Source organism: Scandinavium goeteborgense (assembly GCF_003935895.2).
GTDB lineage: Bacteria > Pseudomonadota > Gammaproteobacteria > Enterobacterales > Enterobacteriaceae > Scandinavium > Scandinavium goeteborgense.
In genome coordinates this window covers 3,355,356-3,373,062 of record NZ_CP054058.1, presented here as the reverse complement: position 1 = coordinate 3,373,062, position 17,707 = coordinate 3,355,356, and the positions used below count along the sequence as shown (strand labels likewise).

Annotated in this window: 20 protein-coding genes; 17 read left to right on the top strand and 3 right to left on the bottom strand. The window is 54.0% G+C overall.

The genetic code is table 11. The features are described from left to right. Window positions 1–4: 4 nt before the first annotated feature. Complete coding sequence (fliE, locus tag A8O29_RS17010) at window positions 5–367, bottom strand: flagellar hook-basal body complex protein FliE (protein ID WP_125355379.1); 363 nt, start codon at window positions 365–367, stop codon at window positions 5–7. A 41-nt stretch (window positions 368–408) separates the two neighbouring features. After that, window positions 409–1,437 carry a sigma-54 interaction domain-containing protein gene (locus A8O29_RS17005; protein ID WP_420853911.1) on the bottom strand — a complete coding sequence of 343 codons (1,029 nt, stop codon included), beginning with the start codon at window positions 1,435–1,437 and terminating at the stop codon, window positions 409–411. 378 nt (window positions 1,438–1,815) lie between these two features. Here A8O29_RS17005 and A8O29_RS17000 point away from each other — a divergent pair, with 378 nt between their 5' ends. Genes A8O29_RS17000 through A8O29_RS16965 form a run of 8 tightly spaced genes read left to right on the top strand, consistent with a single transcriptional unit; the run spans window position 1,816 to window position 9,122 of the window. Then, window positions 1,816–2,685 (top strand): FliM/FliN family flagellar motor switch protein, encoded by an 870-nt coding sequence (locus tag A8O29_RS17000; RefSeq protein WP_125355377.1) that lies wholly within the window; start codon window positions 1,816–1,818, stop codon window positions 2,683–2,685. Then, window positions 2,678–3,040: a FliM/FliN family flagellar motor switch protein gene (locus A8O29_RS16995; protein WP_110511205.1), complete on the top strand. Its 363-nt coding sequence runs from the start codon at window positions 2,678–2,680 to the stop codon at window positions 3,038–3,040. The genes A8O29_RS17000 and A8O29_RS16995 overlap by 8 nt, the downstream gene beginning before the upstream one ends. A 41-nt stretch (window positions 3,041–3,081) precedes the next feature. Then, window positions 3,082–3,795 (top strand): flagellar type III secretion system pore protein FliP, encoded by a 714-nt coding sequence (gene fliP, locus A8O29_RS16990; RefSeq protein ID WP_373422886.1) that lies wholly within the window; start codon window positions 3,082–3,084, stop codon window positions 3,793–3,795. A gap of 16 nt (window positions 3,796–3,811) precedes the next feature. Further along, window positions 3,812–4,084, top strand: a complete 273-nt coding sequence (locus A8O29_RS16985; protein WP_110511202.1) for a flagellar biosynthetic protein FliQ — start codon at window positions 3,812–3,814, stop codon at window positions 4,082–4,084. A 1-nt stretch (window position 4,085) separates the two neighbouring features. Continuing rightward, entirely contained in the window at window positions 4,086–4,859 is a 774-nt protein-coding gene (fliR, locus tag A8O29_RS16980; protein WP_110511200.1) for a flagellar biosynthetic protein FliR, read from the top strand. After that, complete coding sequence (gene flhB, locus A8O29_RS16975) at window positions 4,852–5,991, top strand: flagellar biosynthesis protein FlhB (protein ID WP_125355375.1); 1,140 nt, start codon at window positions 4,852–4,854, stop codon at window positions 5,989–5,991. The genes fliR and flhB overlap by 8 nt, the downstream gene beginning before the upstream one ends. Further along, the gene (locus A8O29_RS16970; RefSeq protein WP_125355374.1) at window positions 5,975–8,068 is read left to right on the top strand and encodes a flagellar biosynthesis protein FlhA; all 2,094 of its coding nucleotides are present in this window, start codon (window positions 5,975–5,977) and stop codon (window positions 8,066–8,068) included. Before flhB ends, A8O29_RS16970 begins: the two co-directional genes overlap by 17 nt. A gap of 1 nt (window position 8,069) precedes the next feature. Next, window positions 8,070–9,122 carry a hypothetical protein gene (locus A8O29_RS16965; protein WP_125355373.1) on the top strand — a complete coding sequence of 351 codons (1,053 nt, stop codon included), beginning with the start codon at window positions 8,070–8,072 and terminating at the stop codon, window positions 9,120–9,122. Here the strand turns inward: A8O29_RS16965 and A8O29_RS16960 are convergent. After that, entirely contained in the window at window positions 9,119–9,958 is an 840-nt protein-coding gene (locus A8O29_RS16960; protein WP_246316618.1) for a C40 family peptidase, read from the bottom strand. The two genes, A8O29_RS16965 and A8O29_RS16960, sit on opposite strands and share 4 nt — an antisense overlap. Before the next feature lie 329 nt (window positions 9,959–10,287). Between A8O29_RS16960 and lafA the strand changes: the two genes are divergently transcribed. From lafA to lafU, 9 genes are all read left to right on the top strand, one after another. Beyond that, on the top strand, window positions 10,288–11,199 hold the full coding sequence (gene lafA, locus A8O29_RS16955; RefSeq protein ID WP_125355372.1) for a lateral flagellin LafA: 912 nt from the start codon (window positions 10,288–10,290) through the stop codon (window positions 11,197–11,199). Between the two features lie 202 nt (window positions 11,200–11,401). Then, a complete protein-coding gene (gene fliD / locus A8O29_RS16950) occupies window positions 11,402–12,703 on the top strand; it encodes a flagellar filament capping protein FliD (protein WP_125355371.1) in 1,302 nt (433 codons plus the stop codon). Window positions 12,704–12,732: 29 nt separating this feature from the next. Then, window positions 12,733–13,125, top strand: a complete 393-nt coding sequence (gene fliS, locus A8O29_RS16945; protein WP_110511191.1) for a flagellar export chaperone FliS — start codon at window positions 12,733–12,735, stop codon at window positions 13,123–13,125. 5 nt (window positions 13,126–13,130) lie between these two features. Next, the gene (locus A8O29_RS16940; RefSeq protein ID WP_125355370.1) at window positions 13,131–13,448 is read left to right on the top strand and encodes a flagellar protein FliT; all 318 of its coding nucleotides are present in this window, start codon (window positions 13,131–13,133) and stop codon (window positions 13,446–13,448) included. Continuing rightward, window positions 13,445–14,560 carry a flagellar hook-length control protein FliK gene (locus tag A8O29_RS16935; protein WP_125355369.1) on the top strand — a complete coding sequence of 372 codons (1,116 nt, stop codon included), beginning with the start codon at window positions 13,445–13,447 and terminating at the stop codon, window positions 14,558–14,560. The genes A8O29_RS16940 and A8O29_RS16935 overlap by 4 nt, the downstream gene beginning before the upstream one ends. Window positions 14,561–14,568: 8 nt before the next feature. After that, a complete protein-coding gene (locus A8O29_RS16930; protein ID WP_125355368.1) occupies window positions 14,569–15,033 on the top strand; it encodes a flagellar basal body-associated FliL family protein in 465 nt (154 codons plus the stop codon). Window positions 15,034–15,065: 32 nt separating this feature from the next. Next, window positions 15,066–15,779: a FliA/WhiG family RNA polymerase sigma factor gene (locus A8O29_RS16925; RefSeq protein WP_125355367.1), complete on the top strand. Its 714-nt coding sequence runs from the start codon at window positions 15,066–15,068 to the stop codon at window positions 15,777–15,779. Between the two features lie 44 nt (window positions 15,780–15,823). Next, window positions 15,824–16,687: a flagellar motor stator protein MotA gene (motA, locus tag A8O29_RS16920; protein WP_125355366.1), complete on the top strand. Its 864-nt coding sequence runs from the start codon at window positions 15,824–15,826 to the stop codon at window positions 16,685–16,687. Continuing rightward, complete coding sequence (gene lafU, locus A8O29_RS16915) at window positions 16,684–17,688, top strand: putative lateral flagellar export/assembly protein LafU (protein ID WP_125355365.1); 1,005 nt, start codon at window positions 16,684–16,686, stop codon at window positions 17,686–17,688. The genes motA and lafU overlap by 4 nt, the downstream gene beginning before the upstream one ends. Window positions 17,689–17,707: the final 19 nt, after the last annotated feature.

The following is a 17,707-nucleotide window of genomic DNA, read 5'->3' as shown; positions in this document are numbered from 1 at the left end:
GCGATTAAATGGACATACTCATCAGGTCGTTAATGCCAGACGCAACTTTGTTGCGCACCTGGACAAGAGCGGAAAACGACAACGACGCCTGCTGGCTGGCGATCATCGCCCCGGCAAGATCGTCGCTCTTTCCCATATCAATGGCGTTCTGACGTACCTGTGCAGTGTGTTCATAGCCGTCAACGCGATGCAGCGAAGCGCTCATGATATGACTGAAGGACGGCGTGGCGGCAGAGGACGTGCTTTCACCAATGTTGGCGTGCGCAGCAGGCAGGACGGGCGCATCCGCGACCGCCCGCATCTGGGTCATGTCTTGCAGCATCTGCGTTTGCATCGTGCTTGCTGGAGTAATCGTTAACGTATTCATGGCATGCCTTAAAAAACAGTCCTTGTAGGTGAATGTGCGACTTAAGAGAAAATTTCGATGCCATATTTCCGCATGGAGGCCAGGCGGTAGCGAAGGGCGCGCGGTGTGATCCCCAGCAGGTCGGCGATTTTGGATTTATTGCCCTGATACGTGCGCATCAAATCAGCGATGTACTCGTACTGGGCGAAGCGGCCATGCAAACGCAGGTCGCCAGGGGCGGCCGACACGGTTTTCGCAGTCGTCGGCGCGACGGCGGCGGATTCGGTCAGCATCGGTTCGGCATGCCGGATGGGTGCAGTTTGGGGAATACCCAACATATCGGGATACACCACGCCGTCACGGTTCATGATCATCCCGCGCTGAATGGTGTTTTCGAGCTCACGAATGTTCCCCGGCCACTGGTGGGTGGTGAGGGAGCGACGAGCAGACTCCGACAGCTTGACGTTTCTGCCCAGCATCGAGGTGTATTTCTGGATGAAATGCTCCGCCAGCGGAAGAATATCGGCCTGGCGTTCACGCAGCGGCGGCACATCAATATGCACCACGTTCAGACGGTAGAATAAATCTTCACGGAAACGGCCTTCTGCCACTTCCTTTTCTAGATTTTTATTGGTGCACGCAATCAGGCGGAAGGTCAGGTTAATCTGACGATGACCGCCGAGTCGCTCAACCTTATTTTCCTGCAACACGCGCAGCAGTTTTGCCTGCAATGCTAAAGGCAGCTCACCGATTTCATCGAGTAATAAGGTGCCTTTATTGGCTAATTCCAGCTTGCCCGCGACGGTATTTGTTGCACCGGTGAAGGCTCCCTTTTCATAACCAAACAGGGTAGACTCTAACATGTTTTCTGGAATGGCAGCACAGTTCACTCCGATATACGGCGCATCCTGACATTCCGCAAAGGCGTTAGCATGAATATATTTAGAAATATATTCTTTCCCTGTTCCTGTTTCTCCTTGAACCAACACTGGAACGTTAAATGCAGCCACTTTCTTTGCCAGTGTCAGTACGTTCAGAGTTCGATTGTCAGTGGCAATAATATCTAGCATAAATGCCTCTCTTATTTGCATGAGTACAGCGACATTAGTCGTGCTATATAAAGTGGTGAGAAATGAGGGTGGATACTAACATCGTCCTCCATTCAAAGATTACATAAATGCATCAAAAAAATATTATCCTTTAAAAACAGCATATTGACCGTGTGGTCATCAGGTTTTTATCTGCTTTCACTCAAGATATTATTCGTTCATTTTATGTATTAATAATAAAATGCCATTGCGACTTTAGGGCGGGTGCGGTTAAATGCGGGTCCAGTTTTTTTATGTGCCACTATCCGCAGACGCGGCGGCTCTATTCACTGATTTATTATTAAAGAAAGCAAGTTGTTTTCATCATTAACCTGATGCCGATAATTTGCTATACAGAGAAAAATGCAGAGAACGCGTACTATGTTAAAGTACAGTCAAACACCGGGCATCTTCAAACTGGAAGGGAACCGGCTCGGTCGTCCATACCATCGTCTGCAGACTATCTTTGTCAGCAAATTCGATACGCTCGATTCGAGACTGAACAATTATTTCCTCAAAAAACATCGTTCTTATATCTCGCTGAAACGTATTGATTGTGAAATGGACGTCAGCAATAAGACCGCTGAACTTTTTACCTCAGACGTTGGACAACTTGCGTTTGATATTGATCGACCATTACTGCTGACCTTGCTGGGTAATTTCTATGGTCTTGAGGGCGATTTGGAATCTGAATTATCAGATGAGAATGAACTCCCAACCAAAACGGAAGCCCGTCTGAAAAATCGCCTCGCACACGATATTCTCGGGATGATTTTCGATAAAGACACGTCAGGGTTAGCCCTGTCCATTTCGCCCGACAATATGGGCGTGCAAACGCAATGGACGTACAAGGTGACCTTTACGCTGGACGGCGGGGATGGGAGCTGTTTTTACATCTTCCTCGACGATGCGCACACGGACTTTGTCCTGAATGCCTTACGCCAGCAGGATATCCGTAACTCCAGCGAGCAGCTGGACGTCAGCGCGCGCAAAGAGAAAAAGCAGGCGGTCGTCAGCGAAGTGATCAACACGCTGCCGTTGACCCTGACGGTCAAAATTGCCGAGCTCTCGTTGAATGTCGCAGAACTGACCACCATCAAGCCAGGCGATATTTTGCCAATCGGTCTGCCGGAGCGTTATTCGGTGAACATCGGCCGAGCTGAACTGTTCAGCGCCCTCCTCGTGGAGGACAAAAACAAACTGTATCTGTCGGATATTGCCGGAACAAAGTCAGAGAATAGCTATGAATGAGCATGAAGATTTACTCGAACAAGGTTTTGAACTTAACACGCCAGATGCCGCCGCAGACGCGGTAGCTAGCCCGGCTCCGGTCGCGGCTGCCACGCAGAAAAACTCAATGTCTCTGCTCAAGCGCATCCCGGTGACCCTGACGCTGGAAGTCTCTTCCGTGGAAGTGATGCTGGCGGATTTGCTGGACATGGATGACGACACCGTTATCGAGCTGGACAAGCTCGCGGGCGAACCGCTGGATATCAAGGTCAACAATATCCTGCTGGGCAAAGCGGAAGTCGTGGTGGTGAACGAGAAGTATGGTTTGCGCGTACTGGAATTCAACTCTCGTGAAATCAACGACCTGAAGCCATGAAATCCCGTTCTCTCATTGCCAGTCTGGCAGGACTCGCGCTGATGTTTATCTCCTCCCATGCCTTTGCGCAGGGGGGAGATATCTCATTGTTGAGCGTCGTTAACCACGGTGATACGCAGGAGTACAGCGTTAAGCTGCAGGTGCTTATCCTCATGACCCTCGTCGGTTTACTGCCGACGCTGGTGCTGATGATGACCTGCTTCACGCGTTTTATCATCGTGCTCTCCCTGTTAAGACAGGCGATGGGATTACAGCAATCCCCGCCAAACCGCATTCTGATTGGTATTGCGCTGTCATTAACCATGCTGGTGATGCGTCCGATTGGGATCAACATCTACGACCACGCGGTCGTGCCGTTTGAGAACGATCAGATTACGCTCTCCGAAGCACTGGCGACCGGGGCGAAGCCGTTAAAGCGCTTCATGCTGGCGCAGACCGATAAAAAGGCGATGGCGCAAATCATGACTATCGCCGACGTTAAAGGCGACCCGGCGGCGCAAGACCTGAGCATCGTGATACCCGCCTACGTGCTGAGCGAGCTGAAAACGGCGTTCCAGATTGGCTTCATGATTTACATCCCATTCCTGGTGATTGACCTGATCGTGGCCAGCGTATTGATGGCGATGGGGATGATGATGCTGTCACCGCTGATCGTTTCACTGCCATTCAAGCTGATGCTGTTCGTCCTCATCGACGGCTGGTCACTGACCGTCGGCACTCTCACCTCCAGTATTCGCGGCCTTGGGCTGGGATGATGACAGGAATCGCAGCATGTTAACGGTGGATGTGGCGGCCGATATTGTCGGCAGCGGAATTAAAGTGGTGATCATGCTGGTCTGCGTGCTGGTCGTTCCCAGCTTGCTGGTCGGCCTGTGCGTCAGTATTTTTCAGGCCGTAACGCAGATCAACGAACAGACCCTGAGCTTTTTGCCGCGACTTATTGTGACCCTGGCCGTGTTGGGGATCTCCGGAAAGTGGATGATCACTACCCTCGACGATCTCTGTGTGCATTTGTTCACTCAGGCGGCGGTGTTGGTACATTAAAATGGGTCAAACCGACATCGTACAGTTCACAAACCTGGTGCTGGGGATGTGGTTTCCGTTCGTCCGTATCATGACGTTCTTCCAGTTCAGCCCGGTCTTCCAAAACCACGCCTTCACCATCCGCGTGCGGATCATGCTGGCCGGTTCACTGACGTTAATCATCACCCCGATGATCCCACACCCGATTCCCGACCAGCTGGTGACCACGATGTTGCTGACGCTGGAGCAGTTCATCTGGGGAATGCTGTTTGGCATGATGCTCCAGCTGGTGTTTCAGGTCCTGCAAATGGCCGGGCAGATCCTCTCCTTTAACATGGGGATGAGTATGGCGACCATGAACGATCCCAACAGCGGAACCAACATCGCGGTGCTGGGCGAGTTCATCAACATCTTCGCCATCCTGTTGTTTTTCATCATGGACGGGCATCTGCTGCTGGTCAGCATCCTGTACAAAGGGTTTACCTACTGGCCGATTGGTCACGCGTTGACGCCGCAATCGCTGATGTCCGTCGCGATGGCGTTCACCTGGGTATTATCGTCAGCGCTTCTGCTGGCGCTGCCAACCACCTTTATCATGTTGGTGGTGCAAATGTGTTTTGGCCTGCTGAACCGCATTTCGCCGTCACTGAATCTCTACTCACTCGGTTTCCCTATCAACATGCTCGCGGGGCTGGTCTGTTTTGCCGCCCTGATGTACAGCGTGCCCGACCACTATATGCAGCTAGTGAACGAAGTGCTGCATCAGCTCGATAAGCTGAAGGTCGCGCATGGCTGAGAGCAGTACCGAAGAAAAAACAGAAAAACCCTCGTCGCAAAAATTACGCCAGGCTCGCAAGGACGGGCAGATTGCGCGCTCGAAGGACATGGGACTGGCATCGACACTGCTGGTGTCGTTTATCGTGGTCAGCAATTCGTTTCCGCTGTACGCGAGCTTTATCCGCGAGTGTTTCATTACCATTCATTCCTACGGCATTCACGTGAATGAGCCGGGTATTCTTGCGCATTTCCTCAAGCATAATTTGCTGATTATGCTCAAATTCATCGTGACGCTGATCCCGATCCCCGTCTCTGCGATCCTCGCATCGATGGTACCCGGCGGCTTCGTTTTGATGCCGCAAAAGCTGATCCCGGACTTTAGCAAAATTAACCCGATCTCCGGCTTTGGGCGCTTTTTCTCGGCCGAGCACTTAGTCGAAACCGGCAAAATGGTGCTGAAAGCGCTGGTAGTGCTGTTGCTGATTTGGCTGAGCGTACGCAGCAATTTCGTGGCCTTTTTGCGCCTGCAAGATATGTCCTTCCAGCACGCCGTGGGCCAGGGCCTGTCGATGTATCACAGCATCATGCTCAACTTCGTCATCCTGTTTGTGTTCTTCGCCATCGTCGACGTGCCGCTGGCGAAGAAAATGTTCACTAAAAAGCTAAAAATGACCAAGCAGGAAGTCAAAGAAGAACATAAAAATCAGGAAGGTAAGCCCGAAGTTAAAGCCAAAATTCGCCGTTTACAGCGGCAAATGGCGATGGGGCAAATTCGAAAAGTGGTCCCCAATGCTGACGTGGTGGTAACCAACCCGACGCACTTTGCGGTGGCTTTAAAGTACGACCAGGACCGCGCCCAGGCCCCGTTTGTGGTGGCTAAAGGCACCGACGAAGTGGCGCTGTTTATTCGTCAGGTCGCCAATGAAAACGATATCGAAGTGGTTGAATTCCCACGCCTGGCGCGCTCGGTGTATTACACCACCCAGGTGAATCAACAGGTTCCCTTCCAGCTTTATCGCGCCATCGCCCACGTATTGACCTATGTCCTGCAGCTGAAGCACTGGCGCGCCGGCTCGCAGCCGCGCCCACAGTTAAATCGCTATATCACCATCCCTAAAGAGGTTTTGAAAACGGATGACGACCAAAAGTAAGCAATTACTAACCTACATAAGCAAAGGACACCTGGCGATACCGTTGGTATTGCTGTCTATCCTGGCGATGATCATCCTGCCGTTGCCGCCGGCACTGCTGGATGTCCTGTTTACCTTCAACATCGTCCTTGCGGTCATGGTGTTGCTGGTCGCGATTTCCGCCAAGCGTCCTCTGGAATTTAGCCTGTTCCCAACGGTATTGCTGGTTACGACGTTACTGCGCCTGTCGTTGAACGTCGCTTCAACCCGTGTGGTGATGCTGTTTGGTCAAGAAGGGTCCGGTGCGGCCGGTAAGGTCATCGAATCCTTCGGCCAGGTGGTTATCGGCGGTAACTTCGTGGTCGGCTTTGTGGTGTTCGTCATTCTGATGATCATCAACTTCATCGTGGTCACCAAAGGGGCCGAGCGTATTTCCGAAGTTTCGGCGCGCTTTACCCTCGACGCGATGCCGGGCAAACAGATGGCTATCGATGCCGATTTGAACGCCGGCCTTATCAACCAGTCGCAGGCGCAGGAGCGCCGTAAAGAGGTCGCCGGAGAGGCTGACTTCTACGGTGCAATGGACGGTGCCTCCAAGTTCGTGCGTGGCGATGCCATCGCGGGCATGATGATCCTCGCCATCAACCTGATCGGCGGGACCTGTATCGGTATCTTCAAATACGATCTCAGCGCCGAAGCCGCCTTCCAGCAGTACGTGCTGATGACCATCGGTGATGGCCTGGTCGCACAGATCCCATCCTTGCTGCTCTCCACGGCGGCGGCGATTATCGTTACCCGCGTCAGCGGCGCTGGCGACCTGGCGAGCGACGTGCGCAAGCAGATGCTGGCCACGCCGTCGGTGCTGTATACCGCCGCAGGCATCATGTTCATCATGGCTATCGTGCCGGGCATGCCGCATCTGCCATTCCTGATGTTTACCTCGCTGTTAGCCTTCGGCGCATGGCGCATGAGCAAACGCCCACAGGAGGCGGAAGACGACACCCAGAATCTGGAAACGCTGACTAAAACCATCACCGAAACGGCAGAGCAACAAGTCAGCTGGCAAACCATTCCGCTTATCGAGCCGATTAGCCTCAGCCTTGGCTACAAGCTGGTTTCGCTGATTGATAAAGAGAAAGGCAATCCGTTAACGCAGCGTATCCGCGGGGTTCGCCAGGTCATTTCCGACGGCAACGGTGTGCTGCTGCCGGAAATTCGGGTGCGGGAAAACTTCCGCCTGAAGCCGACGGAATATGCCATTTTCATCAACGGGATCATGGCCGAAGAGGGGAATATCCCTGCGGACAAGCTGATGGCGCTGCCGTCCAGCGAAGTCTACGGCGAAATTGAGGGTGCGCTGGGGAATGACCCGGCGTACGGCATGCCGGTGACCTGGATTCAAAATGAGCAGAAAGCCAAGGCTCTGAATCTGGGCTATCAGGTGGTGGACAGCGCCAGCATCATTGCGACCCACGTCAATAAAGTGGTGCGCAATTTTATTCCTGAACTGTTCAACTATGACGACATCACCCTGCTGCATAATCGCCTTTCGTCGATGGCCCCACGGTTAGCCGAAGATTTGAATACCGCGCTGAACTACAGCCAGCTGCTGAAGGTTTATCGCAGCCTGCTGACCGAAGGCGTTTCGCTGCGTGATATTGTCACCATCGCCACGGTACTGGTCGCCAGCAGCACGGTGACCAAAGAGCCGCTGCTGTTAGCCTCGGATGTGCGTCTGGCGCTGCGCCGCAGTATCACCGCAGATCTGCAACGCGATAAAGAGCTGGCGGTTTACACCCTGAACAATGAGCTGGAGAATCTGCTGACCAGCGTGGTGAACCAGGCGCAACAGGGCGGTAAAGTGGCGCTGGATGGCGTGTCCGTCGATCCGAATATGCTCAGCCAGTTCCAGAACAACATGCCGCAGATTAAAGAGCAGATGAAAGCCGCCGGGCGCAATCCTGTGCTGCTGGTCGCGCCGATTCTGCGTCCGCTGCTGGCCCGCTATGCGCGACTGTTTGCCCCGGGATTACAGGTGCTTTCCTATAATGAAGTGCCGGATGAGCTTGAACTGAAAATCCTTGGCTCGTTGAGCTAACATGTTGATCCGTAACGCACTGCAAAACCTGAGTACGGCCGTGCCGCAGGCGCTGGATGAGATGCTGGACAGCGCGAAGGGTGAAAAACCGCAGGAGGAAGGCGCGTTATCGCCAGATTCCCCTGCGGTGCAAACGCCGGGGCAAACACCCGTTCCGGCCGCGCAATCTTCCCAAGCGTTAGTAAAAAAAGAGGTGCTGAACGCCGCGCTCGCCTATCTGGAAAGCGCGGCGGACGAAATCCCGGAGGCTGCTTCCTCTCAAACAACGGTGCCTCAGACGGCGGTCCTTTCTGTGCCGGAAGGCGCGATGGTTTATCGGCAAATCCTCTCTACTCAGCCAGAGGCCTCGCTGCCCGAGGCGTCCGCCCAGGCCGCACCGGTTCCGCCCGTGCAGCCGCAGGCATCCGAACTGCCACAGCAGGCCGCGACAAACCTTCTGGAAACCTCGATGCAAGCTTTTGCGCTGCTGTCCGGCGGCGCGCCTGATACTCCGGCCAAAACACCCGTGCGGGCGAAAGGTCAATTAGCCGAATCGCCTGCCAGTCTGCTGGCGGCGCTGTTGGGCGACGACGAGCCGGAGGATTCGACGCCAGAGGGTCAGCCCTTAACTCGTCCGTCACGCCTGTTTTCAGAGAACGACGCCCGGCCAGCCCATTCCCCGACCCAGAACCACGACGAAAAACCGGGTTCCGGGTTGCTGACCCTGATGGATAAAACCATCACGCTTATCCCACGGGAACCGCGCCAGACTGTACACGTCGCGCAGGAAACGCCGCTCGCCTCGACGGAAAAGCGGGAAAGCCCGGAGGAAAATGTGCCGTTATGGCATAAGGGCGATAAAGCGCAGGAAAAGAATCGCGCTGAAAAGCACCGTGCGCGCGATCGTCTGCAGGCGAAAACGAAAGAAGGGGAGGGAAACTCGCCGACATGGCATCCGTTTCCGCCTGCCGCGGCGGATTCTTCGGAGCAGGCCTCAAGAGGTTTGCTGATCGCGGTGGCGGTCTGTTTGTTCGCCACGCTGCTGGTTATCAGCCTGTTGGTGCTCAACCTTTAGAGAATGGTGTTATCGGTCAGGATGCGTCGGGCGCCAAGGAAGTGCTGCTGCCAGAAGTCGTCCTGCAACTGACTGACCTGCACCGATTCCCCGGTGCGCGGTGACTGAATGAACTGGCCATGGCCCAGATACACGCCCATGTGATCAGCATATTCCCCGTGACTGTGAACACGAAAGAACAGCAAATCCCCACGTCGTAATTCATTCCCCGCCACTTTAATCGCCCGTCGATAGTGATACATCTGATTGGCGGTGCGCGGGAGTTTGTCGGCCAACACTTTGTTATAGGCGTAAAACACCAGACCGCTGCAATCGAAGCCGGTCTCCGGCGTCGTACCTCCCCAAACGTACGGTTTACCCAGCTGCACTTCCATCCGGTGAATCGCCACTTCGGTCATGTTATGCAGATGGTCGTGGCTGAGAAAGCCTTCGTGTTCCCGCACATCATCCCACCGACTGTCGCCCAGCTTCCAGGGGCCGCGGAACCATTCCGGGTGCGCTTTTACCAGCCGTCTATTCTTCGCACGTTCCGCTTTAGTGGAAGCCACCACCGCGGCAATCTCTGCCGGACCGACTTTTTTGTGCCCGGCCCGGTAATGATTCAGCAGGCGGGCGCGGTTCAGCATCCGCAGACGCGCCGCGTAGCTCAGGGTATCGACCGGCGCAGGGTGATGATGATGAACCACATGTTTATGGCTGCGGGATCGTCTTGTGGTGTGCGTCGATGTTTTCGCACCCAGCGTCGTCGCGGGGATTAACGCCGCGGCGAGCAGCAGGCTCTTCGCGCTAAGTCGGAATAATGAAGATAACGTTGGCATCACAGAAGAATAATTCACACATCTATTACGCAGCCAGAGAACGATTCCCGGCAATGCTGGACATTTATTATCCATTATTTTCGTCAGTCGGTTAACCGTCAGTCTGATATTTAACGCCAGAGTCCTGTTTAAAAATAAATAACGCTGAATATTTCAGCTAAATATGCCGATGTGAAGACGATTAAATACAGCATGGCGCTATTCTTGAATAATAAATGTAATTAGTTTTCGTTATAAAACAGTAACTTGTTAATTTAATAAAAAACTTCGTTAAGTTTCCAAAACTCTTGCCGCATTTCAAAAGTACCAAAACGAGATTAAATAGTTTTTCAACAAGGAGCAGTATCATGTTATCTATCAATACTAACGTTGCCTCTATGGCTGCAGTAAATGCGCTGAACAAATCCAACTCTTCCCTGGCAACTTCCATGGAGCGTCTGGCTACCGGTAACCGCATTAACTCTTCTGCAGACGATGCAGCGGGCAAGCAGATCGCATCCCGTCTCCAGACTCAGTCTGCGGGTGATGCTGTTGCTCAGCGTAACATCAGCGATGCAACTGCAATGCTGCAGACCGCTGACGGCATGTTCGATGAAATGACCGACGTTCTGGGTCGTATGAACGACCTGTCTACTCAGGCAGCGAACGGAACGTACAACGACGACGATCTGCAGGCAATGCAGGACGAGTACGACGAACTGGGTGCGCAGATGTCTGACATGCTGCAGAACACCACCTACGGCGGTACTAACCTGTTCGGTTCTTCTGGTGCGGGCAGCAACACCGGCGAAGCTGGCCTGTTCCAGAGCGCAGTAACCTTCCAGGTTGGCGCAGAGTCTTCGGACACCATCACCGTAGACATCTCTTCTAAGCTGGGTTCCCTGGTTACTGACCTGGGCGCTGTGAGCGCATCCTTCGCCGCTGACCAGAGCTCTTCTGGCGGTACCGTTACGGGTGGTTCTGAACTGACTGTTTCCGGCGGCGCGCACGCTGCAATGGACAGCATCTCCACTGCAATGAACGACATCAGCGACATCCAGTCTAGCCTGGGTGCGTCTATCAACCGTCTGAACGACACCGCTGCTAACCTGACCAACATGAAAGACAACACTGACGTTGCAATCGGTAACATCATGGATACCGATTACGCATCTGAAGCGTCCAACATGACTAAACAGCAGGTTCTGATGCAGACCGGTATCACCATGCTGAAGCAGTCCAACAGCACCAGCAGCATGGTCGGTAGCCTGCTGCAGTAATCCTCCCTAGAGGCTTACATGGCGAGTTAACGTCAATCAAAAACACCGCCAGCGGCGGTGTTTTTTTTCGGCCGTGTCAGGCTTCCTGGACCTTCCTCCGTACGGAAGGTCGTTTTCCTTTCATAAATATCCTCATGATAAATAAAGATAAAAAATTATGGCACGGATATTGCTTTAATATGAAATCATCCACGGAGTTATCATGATTAATCCAAGAACGATTGCGACAGAAGTCGCCTACGCCGACATCGCCACCCAAGCGGGTCAGGTTCAGAAGCAGCAGGCGGATGTCAACAATGAGACTGCCGGTCTTGACGCGCTGTCCACCGCGATCAGCGATTTCACTACCGCTGTTGACGCCCTGAACAATGAAGATAATGGCGTGGTGGTGAATACCGCAACGGCCAGCGATGAATCCGTCACCACATCAGCAAGCTCCTCTGCACAGGCTGGAACCTACTCTTTCTACGTCACCCAACTGGCGCAGACGCAGCAGGAATCCTTTGCAATGGCGGATGACACCATCCCTGCGCAGGGCACCGTGACGCTGACCATGGGTGAAGACACCATGGATGTCGATCTGGCTTCAGCCGACAGCGATGGTGATGGCTTCCTGGACGGGAGCGAGCTGGTGGGTGCAATCAATGACTCCGAGGATAACCCGGGCGTCACCGCGACGCTGATGAAAACCGATGATGGCAATACCATCATGCTCTCTTCAGATCAGAGCGGGGCAGACAGTGCCTTCTCGGTCTCCGTTTCCGGCAACAGCGACCTGCAAAATGCGGCAGATTCTACCGGTAAAAAATTAAGCACCGCGCAGGATGCGCAGCTAAATTTGGGCACCGTCGACGGCCCGCAAATCAGCAGCAGCACCAACACTTTCGATGATGTGATCCCCGGCGTCAGTATGACGTTCTCGGAAGTCACCACCGATAAACCGGTCACCATCAAAGTCGCACAGGATACCTCTGCGTCGCAGGCGCAGGCCCAGGTGTTTGTCGATTCGTATAACACCCTGGTCGATACCATCGACGATCTGACCGATGTCGGCTCCAACGGCTCTTCCGGCGGCGTTTTTGCCGGTGATGCAGGTCTGAAGTCGATGACCAGCCAGATGAACCAGATTGTGCATGCCGATTATAACGGTAATTCCATCCTCGATTATGGCATCTCCCTTAACTCCGACGGGCATCTGGAAATCGACTCCGAAGCCTTTGACGAAGCCATGAAAGCCGACCCGCAGGGTTTGTCGGACATCTTCGTCGGCGATGACGGCATGATCGCCCAGTTTGACGACCTGATGGAAACTTACACCAACTCCAGCGACGGCATCATCACCTCGCGTCAACAATCGCTGGACGACAAGCAAGACAAAATCGACTCGCAAACTGACGAGCTGCAACAGACTTATCAGCAGGATTACGATCGCTATTTGTCCGAGTACACCAACACCATGATTGAAGTGTACAGCATGAAAATGAGCATGGCGGCGTTCGGCTAACCCTGCATTGAACTAAAGGTAGAAAGATTATGTACGGCTCCCAAGACGGGTACTCGCAATACAAAGAAATGGACCTGGCTTCAAAAACGGCCTCCGCATCACCGCTCGATTTGGTGCTGGTGTTGTACTCCGGATTGCTCGATGAGCTGGAGCGCGCGAAGAGTCACATTGAAGGCAAACGTTTTGAGCGAAAAGCGCAAAGCATCAATAAGTGCATCGATATTCTCAATGCGTTAACCAGTTCGCTGGAGTTCGAAACCGGCGGGGAGCTGGTACAAAATCTGGCCCGTCTGTATGACCACTGCGTCTACCGTCTGTACGAAGCCAGCAGCGAGCTCAGCATTGAGAAGATGGATGAGGTTGTGCAGATCCTGAACAACTTGCATGAAGGTTGGGAAGGTCTGGCGAAGAAGCTGGGGTAGCGGTGATGTCCAGTGAACAATTACGCAAGCAGCTGGTTGCCTTAATTGACGACATGAACGCCGCGCTCGATCAGCAGCGCTGGCGTCGGATGCCGGGTCTCAATCAGCAAGTCATGTCGGTGTTCGCTGAGTACGAAGCGCAGGAATCTTCTGCGCTTCGGCTACAGGAAACCAAAAAAATGCTGCATGACGCGTTCGGCAGCCTCATAGAGCGCCGGGAGACTCGCGTCGCGCTACTGAAAAAACGTATGGCAGAGCATCAAAGTAACAAAGAAGGGATGCTGGCTTACTCAATGGTCAATTTATTCACGGAGCAAGAATGAATTCAGTTCAACCGGCAGTGACAACGCTGCTGGCAGACCCGGAGTCGACCGCTGTTCAGCCACAGAGCGGCGACGCGGGTGATTTTTCGCTAGAAAACGCCACGTCGGGCGTGATGTCCAGACATCGCGCGCACGCCACGAAAGAGAGCCAGCCTGATACTGACACGCTGCCGCAGGATTTAAGCGCGCTGATGGCAATGCTGTTGACGAAGCCTGCCGCCACGCCAGAGGACAAGGCGCCTGCCGCCGGGCAAGCGATGATGAAAACCACGGCGCTGGCCGGGGTGGATGCCCGTTCGCTGGTGAAACTGATGGGAATGATGTCCGCCCATGGCGAGCAGCAGGACGCAAGCCAGAGCGAGCACGTGTTGCCGCAGGCATTGCAGTCGTTGTTAAACCAGGCCACCGCGCAGCAGCAGCAGGGCAGCGCCTCTCAGCAGGCGACGCTCGCTAAGTTTGCCGCGCAGAACCTTCACGCGCTGGGCAGCAATCGACAGGCGGCGACCAACGTCACCAATAACCGGGCCACGCTGCATGAGAATCTGCATGCCGCGCTGAAAACGACGGTGGCGAATCACGTTGTTGATGCGGGCCAAAAGCAGGCCGACGCGCCACTGACGGCAATTGCCGCCATGAGCGACTTCTCCTCACGCGCGACGTCTGAGACCGATTCGACGATGCCGGTGATGACCGTGCCGGTTGCCAGCACCTCGGCGGATGAACTGGGCGAAAAGCTCAATGATCTGCTCAAGGACAGGATCCAGTTCCAGCTGCAAAACCAGCAGCAGGTGTCGACGATCCGCCTTGATCCGCCGTCGATGGGCAAGCTGGAGATCGTCGTGCATCTCGACGCCAACCAGAACCTGAACGTGCACATTGGCGCGAGCCAGGCTGACGTCATGAAGACGTTGCAGCAGTTCTCCGATCATCTGCGTCAGCACCTGGTCCAGCAGAACTTCATGCAGGTGAACGTGCAGGTCTCATCGGACGGTCAGTCTCAGCAGCAGCATCAACAACAGCGTCAGGAAGAAGAGGCCGCCGTGCTGGCTTCCCGCTTTACCGACGACGCTCCCGATTTATCCCGGAACGAATCCGTTCTGCTTAAAGTTTAAGTTAACCCATGAAAAAGATTATTGCCGCCAGTCTCATTAGCGCTTGTCTCGTCGTACTTATCGGTGGCGGGGTGGGCTTTTACCTCGTGAAATCGGGCAAATTGCCGCACCTGACTGCCGCTGGACCGGCCGCACCAGCCGCACCGATTAACCCCGAGAACCTGAGCTTTATCTCGATGCCGGAAACCGTTGTCACGCTCAATGACAGCAATGGCATTCACCACTACGTGCTGATGGAACTGGCGCTGGCCGTGAACGACAAAGAGAAGCAGAACACCGTCCGAGATGACGAGTCGCTGTATCAGAGCATTATCGTCAGCACGTTATCGCAGAAAAGCTTCGACGATATTCAGTACATGAAGGTGCCGGAGATCCGCGATCTGCTGGCCAATGCGCTGAAAAGCGAATTGCAAAACCGCCATATGGAACAGCCATTCTGCGATGTGCTGGTGACCAAAGCCGTGTTCCAGTAACCGCAGGCCGTAGAGAAGCGTGAAAGTATACGATGCAGCAAGAGTATGAAGGGCAAGCGTTCCAGGTAACGCTCCAAATGACACCACAGGAAGAAAACCAGTACCTCATGGCCTGGCTTCCTCTGGTGCGGAAAATCGTTCGTCAGCTGTCGCATCAATGCAGTCACATCATTGAGCGACAGGATATGGAACAGATAGCGCTGATGGGTTTACTCAGCGCTATTCGCCGTTTTGGTGTGCCAGACGAAAACTTTGCCGGTTACGCCAGCCAGCGCATTCGTGGGGCGATCCTCGATGAACTGCGCAGCCTGGACTGGCGTCCGCGACAGTTGCGGCAAAAATACCATCGCATCAAAGACTTGATCCGAACTCTACGCCAGCAGTTAGGGCATGAACCGGAGTGGAGCGAGCTGGCTCCTCACGGGATTGATGCCAACGAGTACCAGGAATATCTCCAGCTAGAAAATGCGGAAACGATGTCCAGCCTGGACGAACTGCTGTCCACCGATCAGGACGAGCATATTTTCCAGGGTCGTCGGCTTGAAGATCAGTTCATTACCCAGGATCTCCTCAGCAAAGCGCTCGCGCAGCTGACGGAGGTCGAAGGGCAGGTGTTGGCAATGTACTACCAGAAGTGCATGAATCTCAAAGAGATAGCACTGGTGTTAGGGGTGACGGAATCCCGCGTTTGTCAGATGAATAAGCGGATCATGGAAAAGATCCACGCCTATTTTAATCAGGAATAACAGGCAGCGACATAACGCTGCCAGTAACAGGAATTGAGGGTGTCATGCAAAAAATATTGGGGTTACTTGTCGTACTGGTGTGTGTCTTCGGTGGGTATTTTGAAGCCGGTGGACAGCTGGTCGCTATCTGGCAGCCTGCGGAAATGATCATCATTATTGGTGCGGGTGCAGGGGCGATGATCATTGGTAACCCAATGCACGTTCTGAAGGAAATCTTCCACCAGATCAAAGGCGTTATCAGCAAGAAGAAAATGGGGCCGGAATTTCAGCGCCAGATGCTGCTGTGCCTGTATGAACTGCTGGAAACCGTGCAGAACGGCGGCCTGCGTGCGCTCGATCAGCATATCGAACAGCCGTCGGAAAGTACCATTTTCCAGAAATACCCGCTGGTTCTGACCCAGCAGCGTCTGGTGACGTTTATTGCCGATAACTTCCGCCTGATGGCGATGGGCAAAATTGACGCCCACGAGCTGGAGAGCATTCTCGATCAGGAACTGGAAACCGCAGAAGAATCCCTGCTGACGCCATCCCGTTCGTTACAGCGTACGGCGGAAGCGATGCCTGGTTTTGGTATCTGTGCGGCGGTACTGGGGATCATCATCACCATGCAGTCCATCGATGGCTCGATTGCGCTGATTGGTCTGAAAGTGGCGGCGGCGCTGGTGGGAACCTTCATGGGCGTCTTCATCTGTTACTGCATCATGGACCCCCTTTCCAACGCCATGGAACTGCAGGCGCGTGCTGAGCACTCGCTGTTGGAGTGTGTGCGTACCGTGCTGGTGGCGCAGGCGGCGGGCAAACCTACGCTGCTGGCGGTGGATGCCGGTCGTAAACTGCTGCATCTGGCCTCGAAGCCGACCTTCTCCAATCTTGACTCCTGGGTTAACGCGATGCTGGAGCAGGAATGAGTGTAAGAAACAGACCCGGTCGTCGGGAGCGGGTGCCCGGCAAAACCATTATTCGCCGACAGGTAAAAAAGGGCCATGCGGCCCATCATGGCGGCGCATGGAAAGTGGCTTTTGCTGACTTTACCCTCGCAATGATGGCGTTGTTTATGACGCTGTGGATTGTTGGCAGCGTCAGCAAAAAGGAGCGCGCGCAGGTTGTGGCGGCACTGTATAACCAGTCCATCTTTCACGGGGGCGGCATGGCGCCGCTCAACAACATCTCCGCGGCGATGCATCCGATTCATTCCCAGGGCATGCACGGCGCGCTGGCGAACAGGATTGCGCACGCCAATGCGCATCATACCGTCGCGAATAACCAGCTGAACATGCCTATCCGAAGCACGGAAAACACCGCGCTGCTGAAGCAGAAGAATGCGCGTGAGTTAGGGGAACTGGCGACCACCATCTATAACATTGCCCAGAAGGCGAAGATGGATGCGAACCTCGAGATTGAGATTGTGCCTCAAGGGCTGCGCGTGTTGATCAAAGATGACAAACATCGCCAGATGTACTCCGTCGGCAGCACCCGCATTTCACCGTATTTTAAAACGCTGCTGACCCAGCTGACGCCGGTATTTGATTCGCTGGATAACAAAATGATTATCACCGGACATACCGATGCGCTGAAGTACCGCGGTGGGCATTACAGTAACTGGAATCTGTCCGGCGATCGTGCCCTGGCGGCGCGACAAATTCTGGAAAATGCGGGTATGCCGAGCGGCAAGGTTTTGCAGGTTAACGCCATGGCAGACCAGATGCTGCTGGATAAAGCGCATCCGAAGAATGAAGCGAACCGTCGTATTGAAATCATGATCCTGACGAAAACCGCATCGGATACCTTAAAAGACTTCTTCGGCCAGGATGGTGACAAAGTCGCGCATCCGGCAACGCCTGCGTTGCAGAGCGTAAAAGCGATTGTTCCTCCTGCCGCAGCGGCCAATATCCCGGTCGCTCATCGGTAAAAAGAGTCTGACTTTTCTT

What these genes read in the sequence shown, in the direction of transcription:
- fliE (WP_125355379.1), bottom strand. Translation starts at nt 367, where the DNA reads ATGAATACGTTAACGATTACTCCAGCAAGCACGATGCAAACGCAGATG.
- A8O29_RS17005 (WP_420853911.1), bottom strand. Translation starts at nt 1,437, where the DNA reads ATGCAAATAAGAGAGGCATTTATGCTAGATATTATTGCCACTGACAAT.
- A8O29_RS17000 (WP_125355377.1), top strand. Translation starts at nt 1,816, where the DNA reads ATGTTAAAGTACAGTCAAACACCGGGCATCTTCAAACTGGAAGGGAAC.
- A8O29_RS16995 (WP_110511205.1), top strand. Translation starts at nt 2,678, where the DNA reads ATGAATGAGCATGAAGATTTACTCGAACAAGGTTTTGAACTTAACACG.
- fliP (WP_373422886.1), top strand. Translation starts at nt 3,082, where the DNA reads ATGTTTATCTCCTCCCATGCCTTTGCGCAGGGGGGAGATATCTCATTG.
- A8O29_RS16985 (WP_110511202.1), top strand. Translation starts at nt 3,812, where the DNA reads ATGTTAACGGTGGATGTGGCGGCCGATATTGTCGGCAGCGGAATTAAA.
- fliR (WP_110511200.1), top strand. Translation starts at nt 4,086, where the DNA reads ATGGGTCAAACCGACATCGTACAGTTCACAAACCTGGTGCTGGGGATG.
- flhB (WP_125355375.1), top strand. Translation starts at nt 4,852, where the DNA reads ATGGCTGAGAGCAGTACCGAAGAAAAAACAGAAAAACCCTCGTCGCAA.
- A8O29_RS16970 (WP_125355374.1), top strand. Translation starts at nt 5,975, where the DNA reads ATGACGACCAAAAGTAAGCAATTACTAACCTACATAAGCAAAGGACAC.
- A8O29_RS16965 (WP_125355373.1), top strand. Translation starts at nt 8,070, where the DNA reads ATGTTGATCCGTAACGCACTGCAAAACCTGAGTACGGCCGTGCCGCAG.
- lafA (WP_125355372.1), top strand. Translation starts at nt 10,288, where the DNA reads ATGTTATCTATCAATACTAACGTTGCCTCTATGGCTGCAGTAAATGCG.
- fliD (WP_125355371.1), top strand. Translation starts at nt 11,402, where the DNA reads ATGATTAATCCAAGAACGATTGCGACAGAAGTCGCCTACGCCGACATC.
- fliS (WP_110511191.1), top strand. Translation starts at nt 12,733, where the DNA reads ATGTACGGCTCCCAAGACGGGTACTCGCAATACAAAGAAATGGACCTG.
- A8O29_RS16940 (WP_125355370.1), top strand. Translation starts at nt 13,131, where the DNA reads ATGTCCAGTGAACAATTACGCAAGCAGCTGGTTGCCTTAATTGACGAC.
- A8O29_RS16935 (WP_125355369.1), top strand. Translation starts at nt 13,445, where the DNA reads ATGAATTCAGTTCAACCGGCAGTGACAACGCTGCTGGCAGACCCGGAG.
- A8O29_RS16930 (WP_125355368.1), top strand. Translation starts at nt 14,569, where the DNA reads ATGAAAAAGATTATTGCCGCCAGTCTCATTAGCGCTTGTCTCGTCGTA.
- A8O29_RS16925 (WP_125355367.1), top strand. Translation starts at nt 15,066, where the DNA reads ATGCAGCAAGAGTATGAAGGGCAAGCGTTCCAGGTAACGCTCCAAATG.
- motA (WP_125355366.1), top strand. Translation starts at nt 15,824, where the DNA reads ATGCAAAAAATATTGGGGTTACTTGTCGTACTGGTGTGTGTCTTCGGT.
- lafU (WP_125355365.1), top strand. Translation starts at nt 16,684, where the DNA reads ATGAGTGTAAGAAACAGACCCGGTCGTCGGGAGCGGGTGCCCGGCAAA.